General features: G+C 49.8%; 9 protein-coding genes. 5 read left to right on the top strand and 4 right to left on the bottom strand.

What is annotated here, in order from left to right; genetic code table 11:
• The first annotated feature begins 227 nt into the window (after positions 1 to 227).
• Positions 228 to 443 carry a toxin-antitoxin system HicB family antitoxin gene (locus tag X474_RS19870; RefSeq protein ID WP_231688357.1) on the top strand — a complete coding sequence of 72 codons (216 nt, stop codon included), beginning with the start codon at positions 228 to 230 and terminating at the stop codon, positions 441 to 443.
• 83 nt (positions 444 to 526) lie between these two features.
• On the opposite strand, the gene X474_RS19865 is transcribed toward X474_RS19870, so the two are convergent.
• The 4 genes from X474_RS19865 to X474_RS19845 form a co-directional block, all read right to left on the bottom strand.
• Entirely contained in the window at positions 527 to 1,549 is a 1,023-nt protein-coding gene (locus X474_RS19865; protein WP_044351424.1) for a response regulator, read from the bottom strand.
• Positions 1,550 to 2,072: 523 nt separating this feature from the next.
• On the bottom strand, positions 2,073 to 2,798 hold the full coding sequence (locus X474_RS19855) for a J domain-containing protein (protein ID WP_156360854.1): 726 nt from the start codon (positions 2,796 to 2,798) through the stop codon (positions 2,073 to 2,075).
• 110 nt (positions 2,799 to 2,908) lie between these two features.
• Positions 2,909 to 3,847, bottom strand: coding sequence for an ABC transporter substrate-binding protein (locus X474_RS19850; RefSeq protein ID WP_044351421.1), 939 nt, complete (start codon positions 3,845 to 3,847; stop codon positions 2,909 to 2,911).
• Between the two features lie 104 nt (positions 3,848 to 3,951).
• Complete coding sequence (locus X474_RS19845; protein WP_044351420.1) at positions 3,952 to 4,830, bottom strand: DUF169 domain-containing protein; 879 nt, start codon at positions 4,828 to 4,830, stop codon at positions 3,952 to 3,954.
• Positions 4,831 to 5,337: 507 nt separating this feature from the next.
• Between X474_RS19845 and X474_RS19840 the strand changes: the two genes are divergently transcribed.
• The 4 genes from X474_RS19840 (at position 5,338) to X474_RS25780 (ending at position 9,873) form a co-directional block, all read left to right on the top strand.
• Entirely contained in the window at positions 5,338 to 6,522 is a 1,185-nt protein-coding gene (locus X474_RS19840) for a THUMP domain-containing class I SAM-dependent RNA methyltransferase (protein ID WP_044351419.1), read from the top strand.
• A 457-nt stretch (positions 6,523 to 6,979) separates the two neighbouring features.
• Positions 6,980 to 7,810, top strand: coding sequence for an ABC transporter substrate-binding protein (locus tag X474_RS19835; RefSeq protein WP_044351417.1), 831 nt, complete (start codon positions 6,980 to 6,982; stop codon positions 7,808 to 7,810).
• A gap of 336 nt (positions 7,811 to 8,146) precedes the next feature.
• Positions 8,147 to 8,839: an ABC transporter permease gene (locus X474_RS19830; protein ID WP_044351426.1), complete on the top strand. Its 693-nt coding sequence runs from the start codon at positions 8,147 to 8,149 to the stop codon at positions 8,837 to 8,839.
• Complete coding sequence (locus X474_RS25780; protein WP_044351414.1) at positions 8,836 to 9,873, top strand: energy-coupling factor ABC transporter ATP-binding protein; 1,038 nt, start codon at positions 8,836 to 8,838, stop codon at positions 9,871 to 9,873. The genes X474_RS19830 and X474_RS25780 overlap by 4 nt, the downstream gene beginning before the upstream one ends.
• The last annotated feature ends 267 nt before the right edge of the window (positions 9,874 to 10,140 follow it).

Genomic DNA, 10,140 nt, shown 5'->3' with positions numbered 1-10,140 from the left:
AAAGATTATTGACACTACCGAATCCATCAGAAAAGTTACAAAACAATTACGGTTAATTATCAGCCAATAAGAACACAGGAACCTGAGTATTTTTTTGGGGGACGCATTGAAAAACCTGCTCAGAGACAAAGACTATTACGCATCTGTAAACATTGAAGACGGTGTATTGCGGGGCACGCTTGAAGGCATTGAAAATATTTTTTGTTGAGGGCCCATGCGTGGCTGAAATGAAAGAGGCTTTGAAAGAAGCAGTGGAAGATTACTTAAACTGGTGCGAAAAAAGAGGGAAGGAGCCTCGAAAGCCCTTACCCGGTAAATTCTTAGTGCGCATGACTCCACAGGAACACAGGCTGGTGGCACTTGCCGCCAAGGCGGAACGTCTGAGCCTTAATGAATGGGCTAGAAAAGAGGTTTTGGAAGAAGCTCGGCAGGCGCTTGCCTGAGGGTTTTAAAAAACGGGAGCCAGTTTGTCACTACACCCGCAAGCGGGCTGCCCGGCAAATCAATTAAATAAGTCAGGCCGTTTCTAATCCCACTTTTCTTCCAACCAGTCAAAGCCCCCCTCTTCCACCACTCTGATGCAGGCTTCAACCACATCTTCATCAAACCAGGTTCCGCTCCGTTTTTTAATCTCGGCAAGGGCTTTTTTGAGCCCTAATTTGGGGCGGTAGGGGCGATGTGAGGCCATGGCCTCCACCACGTCGCAGACTGAAAGGATTCTGGCCTCCAGGATTATCTCATCGGCTTTCAGGCCCTGGGGATAGCCTGATCCGTCCAGGCGCTCATGGTGCATGAGCACGGTCTTGGCCAGGGGCCAGTCAAAATCGACCGAGTTCAAAAGATCATGTCCCACCTGGGGATGTTGCTTGATCATGGCAAACTCGATCTCATTTAAGCGGCCCGGCTTGGTAAGGATCTCGACCGGGCAGGCTACCTTTCCAATATCGTGAAGAAAACCGGCGATTTTTATATTTTCGCGGTTTTTTTCACTGAGGCCCATAAAACCGGCCACTTCCTTGGCCAGCTCCCCTACTCTCTTCTGATGACCTGCGGTGTAAGGATCTCTCAACTCCACCATTTGGGACAAAATCCTGATGGTTCCGTTGATGGTTTTCTGCAGGGAAAGAGTGCGCTCAGCCACCTTGTGTTCCAGGTTCTTACGATAATCATTGGCGCTGATCTCAAGCTCCCGCCTTCTTAGGGCATTTTGCACGGCTATAATTATCTGATTTGGGGTAAAGGGCTTGATAACGTAGCCATACACCCCCAAATCCAGTGCCTGGCGGGCCACAGAGGGTTGATCAAGGCCGCTGGCCATGATGATGCTGGTGAAGGGATAATTTTTTTTCACATGGTTGGCCAGGTCAAATCCCGACTCTCCGGGCATGCGGATGTCGGTAACAACCAGCTCGAACTCCATGTTTTTCAGAATCTCCATTGCTTCACCGACACTTGCAGCCTGGGAGCAGGCAAACCCCTGACGCGTAAGCAATAACTCCAAAAAAGCCCTGATTTCGGTCTCGTCATCAACAACCAAAATATTGGTCATAAGGCCCCCGCTTGCTTCCAACCTTTGCTAAAAACGCTTTCCATGGTATTTCCCAAAAAACTGCGAAAAAAACACCAAAAAAGCTCAAACTGAAAGCGCAAGTTTAAGTACGGCAACTCCTTTTTGAAAAAGGCCTCCCTGGCTTGTCCGCTCAAAGAATTCCGTTTCAAACAGGCTTCCGGCAGACTACTCCCCACAGCCGGCCAGGCTGCGTGATTTGATTTACGCAAGGGATATTTAAGACCGGGCATTTAATAAGAAAACACCTGGTCATAATCTTATGGGGCAGGTTAAGTTCCTGTTTTCTACTGTCAAATGTTTAGCGCTATTTCATTTTTCCATTAAAGAGGAAAAACCATTTATAGCGCCGTTATTTATAATAACAGCATTATCTCGGCAAAGAATCAAGTTGTTTACGATCTAATTACAAACCGTTAGAGGCGTTTATTTAAGGCAAAAAACACAGCCTTTGGGGTAAAAACAAATTTTACTCCCAAAGGCTGATACTTAAAGCTTTTGTTTTTTAATGCACCTTTTGATTGTGCATTTTCAACTTAAACAACATATTATGTAAAAAACTTTTGGCCAGAATACCATTTTCAACAAAATAACTGCCTATGCGGGGCTGTAGCATTGCCTGCCTGCCCAACAGGGCACTCAGGCGGAATTGAGTAAGATAGCCCAGCCGAATGGCGCATTCACCAAATTTTTCGCCTATACGCCTGTTCTTGAGAATTCGCTGAACCTCAAATTCACTCAAGACCCCCACCTCCAAGGCCAAACGGCCGATGGTGGGACGCTGCATCCTTTGCCAGGTAATGGCCTTGATAAATAAATGCCAGGGGATATTACCAGAATAATAAAGAAATTCCGCAATACGAAGCCTTCTGCCCGGTATAGGCCCCTGGTAGTAATGGGGCTGGTCGCCATAGGTCGGGCGGGCCGATCCGTTGCGCGATCCGGCGGTATGGTGCTCGGACTTAATATTTTCCCGAAAAACCTCGTCGCCCATCACCACGCTGCAGAGTTTTTCATAGGCCCAGAGAACCTGTTTGAACTGCTCCACCATGCGGTCTTCGCTCACCCCCAGCACCCTGGCCCTGTCAGGATGACTCTCCAAAGCCCTTTTACGATAAGCGGCCTTGAGCCCTGAAGGCTGCAGGTAGTTTAGAAAATCCACAGACACCTCCACCTCCGGGCCAAAAAGAATGCCGCAAGCGTCATTTATTTCTTTTTTGGTGGAAGCCAACAAGTGTCATCCTCCTAAGGGGCTAGCCTGGGGCGGAAACCTCCCGCTCATATGCTAAGAACTGGCTTCAATATAGCAGAAAAAACGTTTTTTTTTCACACAAGCAGCTTTTATTCGGCCTTGGCCTCCTTGGCAAATCTGGTATCCACAAACTGGTTGAGGTCTATCTTAGTCTTAAGGACCTCCATCTGGTCACACATGTAATCCTGCATGCGGGCCAGATCATCAATTACCGGGAATAGTTCACTGGTGGTTATCCGGTCTGCAGGTTCGGTGAGAACCTTTTTAACCACTTCGGGTTTTTGGCCCAGGAAAATAGACCCCAGCTTGGCTGCGGCCTCGGGGTTTTGATCCACCGAGTGCCCTGAGTTCACCAGGCTCCTGGTCAATTCGTGCACTGCATCGGGATGGTTGTTTATCAATTCTTCCGTGGCCACAAAAACGCAGCAGGGATGTTTGGGCCATAAATCCTTGGAAAGTGAGAACTCCTCTCCATAGCCCTCGCTCACGGCCTGGGAGCCGTAAGGCTCGGCCACAATAAAGCCCGCCACTTCCCCTTCATCATCATACTGGATGGCTTCGGGCATCTGGGAAGGAGCCATCACCTCCAAAAGCACATCAGCTCCGGGAGTGGCGCCGGTTCCAGGTGAAAGGCCTGCTTTTTTAAGCATCTGGTGCAAAAGCATATGATGAACCGACAGCTGGTAAGGTATGATCACCACCTTGCCCCTGAAGTCCTCAATTGTTTTGATGCCCGCTTTTTTGTTGGTGATTATTACACTGCCGGTTTTATGGGTGAACAAAAGCAATTTGATCTTGACCCCGGCCTTGAAAAGATCCATGGCGGTGGGCGCCAGCACAAAAGCGGCATTGATTGATCCATTGGCCAGGGAGTCGGCCACCTGGTTCCAGCCCAGATGAGGTACAGCCTCCAATTGACAATGGTTCAGGGGCTCAATACCTTGGTCAGCCTTCATCTTGCTGATTCCCAGAATCAAATGGTCGGTGATCTTTAAATGTCCAACCCGGATTACCGGTTTATCCGCCATGATTTACCTCCATGTGCTTATTGTTCATTAAGCGGGGGTATGCTTCAAACCCTTTTATAATCTATAAAAACAAAAACGTTTATCCCCTAAACCCTTTACGGTCTTTACTTTTTACCATTTGCTCCCGGATAGCGGGGAAACGGATAACCTGTTTGAGATTTTTCCAAGCCCTTGATCAACAACTCATATTGGGTAAAGGGAACCCCCATCCCCATTCTATCCGCCTCATACCTGGCCACCAGTCTGGCTCCGAGGCAATAGGTGGCTACGTTTATCTCACCTGTGAGGTAGGGCCTTACTATCAGGTCGCTGTCCACAGCCCTGAGCCCACCCATATCGGCCTTGACCCTTTTACCGGTCTCGAACTGATACCCCTGAATAAGCCTGGCCAACTCCACCGGTCTGACCGAAAGAACCACCACATCAGGAAGAATATCCAATTCATCAAAGCTTGTACCGTAAACAAACACGGCCTTGGTCTGGGGCGGCTGCAGGGCGGCCATCTCAGAAACCGCTTTTTGGGCTGTCTCAATATCTTTATAACGACCGCTGTCTTTTTCTCCGAAAAGTGAAAAATCCGGGCGCTTAGCGTCTTTACAGGCATATACCGCGCCTTGGGTGAAATCCTTTGGGCTTGGGGGCATAAAATCCCGCCCTTTGCCGGATTGTTTTTTCATTATATCAGTGTAGACCCTTGATTCCGGACTTAAGGGAGACTCCTGCACGGCAGAAACCAGTCCCAGGCTGATCGCCGCGGCCACGCATCCAATATTTGCGACAGAAAGAAGCACAGGGTGCCCCTGGGCTGCGTGCCGGGCAGCCTGGCAGCACATAATGGATTCTTCCTCTATATGATACTGCTGCACTTTTTCGGGAATATCATCTCCCTTGAAGAAAAATTTTACATAACTAGCAGGAATATCAAAATCTTTAATTCCAAAGGAATCAATGAGGCGAGAGTGGAGTTGGGTTATTCGGGTCATATTCAGCTATACCGCACCATTCTGTCTCGAAAAGTAAAGGTGAAATGTGCTTATCTCCAGCCTGGCTCGAATCTTTGACGGAAGCTCTATCTATCCAAACCAGATCAGGCCCGAGCTTTTAAAAGCTTACATCCCCCTAAATTGAACACATGTTTTTGCCGGCCAAGACAGGCAAACAGGACAACAGGCACATGGGGCAGGGCTCTTATTTAGAATATTATCGCACATACCATCTTTTGGCGATTTGAGCATTTAATTGAATTTTACCTTTAATGAAAAGTCATTTGGATCTTATTGAAAAAAGGCGTGATTTACCTTTTCCGACAGTCGGCTATAAAGGCTGTGAATAACGCAAAAATGTATGCAGACAAATTTCCGCGGCCTTTTCAAGTCCCTGTAAGTGGCGAATATCATTCAAGGGAGTTATTCTATTGCCATACGCCCGTTCCCTGAACAGGTCAGGGGTTTAATTTTTTCGGGCAATCAAAAACAAAAAGGAGCTTTGTCTTGCCCGAAATAAATATTGAACGCCGTATAAAAAGACATATCTGGCCGGAAACGTGGGATATGTTCGCAGTCTGCGCCCCCGGCCTGGAAAAACTCCTGGCCCATGAATTAGACAGCATGGACCTGAAAAATGTGGGGCCCGTCCCCGGAGGGGTTGGGTTCAGCGCCAAGCTGAACCAAGCCTACCAGGTAAACCTTTGGTCCCGTTTGGCAGGACGGGTCCTTTTAAGGCTAAAGGACTTCAGGGTCAGGCGTTTCAGTGATCTTACCAGGCAAATGGAAAGCATTCCCTGGGAGGCCTTTCTTGCCCCGGAAGCCAAAGTCAGGTTTCAGGTCACCCTTAAGGAAAGCACCATGGGGCCGCCTTCCTTGATTGTGGAGGAAAGTTTCCGCTATATATGCCGCAGAATGCGCAAGATGGGCCTTGCCGAACCGGAATTGACCCACAAAGAGGAACCGGGACGCCAGATGATCATGGTGCGGGGAGTGGACCGGAGAGCCACAATCAGCCTGGACACCTCGGGCGAGCATCTCCACAAAAGGGGGTATCGTCTGGCTACGGGTAAGGCTCCTATGCGCGAAGACCTGGCAGCGGCGCTTCTCATGTTCAGTGGATACAGGGGGAATGCTCCCCTGGCAGACCCCATGTGCGGCTCCGGCACCCTCGGGATTGAGGCGGCCCTGGCCGCCAAAAACCAGGCCCCGGGCCTGATGCGGGGCCTGGCCATGGAACACTGGCCTGCCCACAGACAACCCACCTGGCAGCATCTTAAAGGCGAGGCCCAAGAACAGATCAACCCCTTGAACGAAAAAGCCCCCATATATTCCACCGACCGCCTGGCAGGAGCCATAAACCTGGCCAGGCAAAACGCAGAAAGGGCTCAGGTTGATCAGGATATCAACCTTTATAAGGCTAATTTCTTTACCTTAAAGCCCCCTACACCTGAGCCGGGCCTGGTGGTGATCAACCCCCCTTATGGAAAGCGCTTGGGCAGTGTGAGAGAGGCAAAGGATTTTGCAGCCAAAACCGCGTCACGCCTTGCAAGGGTGTGGTCAGGCTGGCAAGTGGGAGTGGTGCTATATCGCCCAGAATGGGTCGATTTTTTCAAACTCAAGCACGCTGAATACCTGGTGGTGCCCCATGGGGGAGTAAGGGTGACTCTGCTCACCGGGCTGGTGCCATAGCAGACAATTAAACTGCCGCAAAAAGGCCTGGATGGATATAACACTAAAACCATCCAGGTCTTTTCGTATGAATTTTAGCTTGCACAGATTCTTCCTTTTCTTCTTTTCACGGTCTCTTATACTCCGAAAAATAGCATTATTATTTTTTAGGTCCTCAAAGGGCAGGAAAAAAATAGAGAAAATATCCATTTTTACTTCAGGGGATTAAAAGTAAAAACTAAATATTTTTAAACGCCGATAATTTTGGAAATTATAATTTATCCTATCCTATCAACAAGTTGCCTGATAGATCTTTTCACCCTACACTACATTCCTCTTTTACACTCAAGCCACATTTAAAGATAAGCCCCCCGGAAGCTTATTTTTATTTTTAAGAATTATGTCTGTTATGACATAATCATACCAATTCGCTAACAATAAGTTCAAACCCGCAAATAGCATTACCGGGAGAATGGCAATGAAAAAACTATTACCTGCCCTTACAGCCTTATTGGGATTGGCTCTGATGGTGTTCTGCGGGCAAATGGCGCAGGCAAACCAGACCTTGCGCATGGCCACAACCACCTCCACAGCCAATACCGGGCTATTGGATTATCTGGCCCCGCAATTTCAAAAAGATACCGGCATAGAGCTGCAATGGGTGGCTGTGGGTACAGGCAAGGCCTTAAAGCTCGGACAAAACTGCGATGTTCACATACTCATGGTCCATGCTCCACCTGCGGAAAAGGAATATGTCAAGCAAGGCTACGGCATTGATCGTCATGAAATCATGTACAATGATTTCGTGATAATAGGCCCGCCTGAGGACAAGGCCGCCATAAAGGGTGAAAATGTCGAAGCGGCGTTAAAAAAAATCGCGTCCCAAAAGGTGCCATTTGCCAGCCGGGGAGACAATTCCGGCACCAATAAAAAAGAACTGCTTTTGTGGAAAAACGCCGGTTTCAACACACCCATCAAACAGGACTGGTATGTAGAGACCGGTCAGGGCATGCTGAACACCATAACCATTGCCACCGAAAAAAAGGCCTACACCATGACCGACCGGGGCACTTTCATAAAATTCTCAGCTAATCACAAAGGCAATCCCCCTTTGGTGGTTCTGGTTGAAGGAGACAATATTCTTTTTAATCAATACAGCGTAATGCTGGTAAACCCAAAACGCTGCCCCAAGGTGAAGCCCGAGCTGGCAAAAAAATTCTCAGACTGGATCCGTTCCGCCAAAATCCAACAAATGATCAAAGACTTCAGGCTGTTGGGCAAGGAACTTTTCATTCCCAATGCCAAATAAAAACGGGGTATGAGCACCCCAAAAAACGCTTCGCATTGTGGAGCCCCAAACATGAGCCGCAAAAAATCGTGGTTTTTTTTAAGGGGCCCCGAATGACGGTCCGCAGAATTGCGAGGATTTCTAAAACGATGAGTTCCAGCCGCCCGGCGAAATCCATGTCTTTGCCGGGCGGTCTCTGAGCAAGTCCAAGAGGACTTTATCGGCAAGCTGAATTTGGCCGGAACATGTTTCCGGTCAACTCCATGCGAACAGATTGGCTCCGGGGAACAGCTGTAATTCTCCGGCCCAGCAAATATTTCTCCCTTATCATTATTTAGAAAAAAACAATTGGGCAGCCTGGAATACATTATTAACGGTTTTGTAAGGGCTATAGAATTATTATTGGCCCAAGATCCGGAGACCTACTCAGCCATTGGGGCAACCCTTTGGGTGTCCACCCTATCCATGGCTCTTTCCCTTTTAATAGGCATTCCCCTGGGCTTTTTGCTGGGGCACTTTGATTTTCCGGGCAAAAGGCCCTTACGCACCACGGTAGACACCTTGCTGGCCTTTCCCACCGTGGTGATCGGGCTGTTGGTCTACGCCTTTATATCACGCCGCGGCCCCTTGGGAGACCTGGGGCTTTTATTCACCCTGCCCGGCATGGCCCTGGGGCAGACCATACTGGCGCTTCCCATTGTCATCGCCCTGACGGCCACTGCGGTGGAAAGCCTGGACCAAAGGCTCTCGGCCACTTTACGCAGCCTGGGGGCCAGCCGCCGCCAGGCCGCCCTGACCACCTTGTGGGAAGCCAGGTATGCGGTCATGGCAGCGGCGGTCACAGCCTATGGGCGGGTGGTCTCAGAGGTCGGCATATCCATGATGGTGGGCGGTAATATCAAATGGCACACCCGCACCATTACCACGGCTATTGCCCTGGAAACAGGAAAAGGTGAGTTTTCCCTGGGCATTGCCCTGGGCCTGGTTCTGATGATCCTGGCCTTTTTAGTTAACCTGGGCCTTGGCAGGCTCAAAAGGAGGTTAAATTGAGCCGACCTCCCGTTTATGAACTCAGGAATGTAAAGCAGCATTACCAGGGCAGAGAAGTGCTTTCCCTGGATCATTTTGAAATTGAAGCCAACAGTATTGTCGGCCTTGCCGGTCCCAACGGAAGTGGGAAAAGCACCCTTTTGCGCATCCTGGCCCTGTTGGAAGCCCCCAGTATGGGCAAAATCCGTTTCAAGGGCGCCCCGGTCCAAAACCTGAAGCGCAATCAAAGGCGCAAGGTCGCCCTCTTGCCGCAAGAAGCCTTACTTTTGAAGAGAAGCGTTTTCCAAAACGTAGCTTATGGGCTTAAGCTGCGCAAAGACACCGAAAACCTGACCGAGCGGGTGCAAAAGGCCCTGTCCCTGGTTGGGTTGGAACTTTCCGATTATGGCAGGCGCTCGTGGAAGCAGCTCTCCGGCGGGGAGGCGCAAAGAGTGGCCCTGGCCGCCCGCCTGATATTAAAGCCAAAGGTTCTTTTGCTGGATGAGCCCACGGCCAGCCTTGATTCCGCCAGCGCGGCCCTGGTTCTGGAAGCTGCCCTAAGGGCTCAAGAAAAATCCGGGGCAACTCTGGTGGTGGCCAGCCACGACCTTATCTGGTTGAACTCCCTGACCAATCAAGTGCTAAATCTTGATCGGGGCAAAATCATGGGTCAAGGCCCATTGACTATCCTCCCCGGACCATGGCATGAATCTGAAATCCCGGGCTATCTCTGTCTGCCCCTTTCCGAGGACCAGGTAATTCTGGCTGCGGCGCCCGGCCAATACGCTCTCCCCCAAACTGTGGCGGGAATTGACCCGGCCAAAATCAGCTTACCTAGATTCCACCGGCCTGACCCACCCCCCTTAAACCTGATCAAGGCACGGGTAACCCAGCTATCTATAGGCAGAGACCCGGACGATCTCCTGATCCAGCTTCAGGTGGGGCATCTTTTTTTTAATCTGCCCCTGGATCAAAAAAACCTCACTCCCGGCACCCGGCCGGGCAGCAAGGTGTGGATCAGCTTTAAGGCTGAAGATGTAATCTTTTTCAGATAGCCGCGCAAAACGGGGTTGTCAGGTTTTTTCAGAATAAGGCGGGCCATGGACGGCCCGCCGAATTGCGAGGCTTTCTTAAGACGAGTAATTCGAGCCACTTGTCAAAACCACGTTTTTGCCAAGTGGCCTCTGACAAAGTCCAGGAGGACTGATCTTCCCCCTATTTTGTGGACACGCAGTTAAGCAGCCATGTTGATGGCCTCATACTGTTCCGGGTTCATATACCCCAGAGACGAATGTCTACGACTGCGGTTGTAAAAGACCTCT

It is taken from the genome of Dethiosulfatarculus sandiegensis, from assembly GCF_000931935.2.
In the GTDB taxonomy this organism is placed as follows: Bacteria; Desulfobacterota; Desulfarculia; order Desulfarculales; family Desulfarculaceae; genus Dethiosulfatarculus; species Dethiosulfatarculus sandiegensis.
This window is presented reverse-complemented; position numbering and strand designations above follow the sequence as displayed.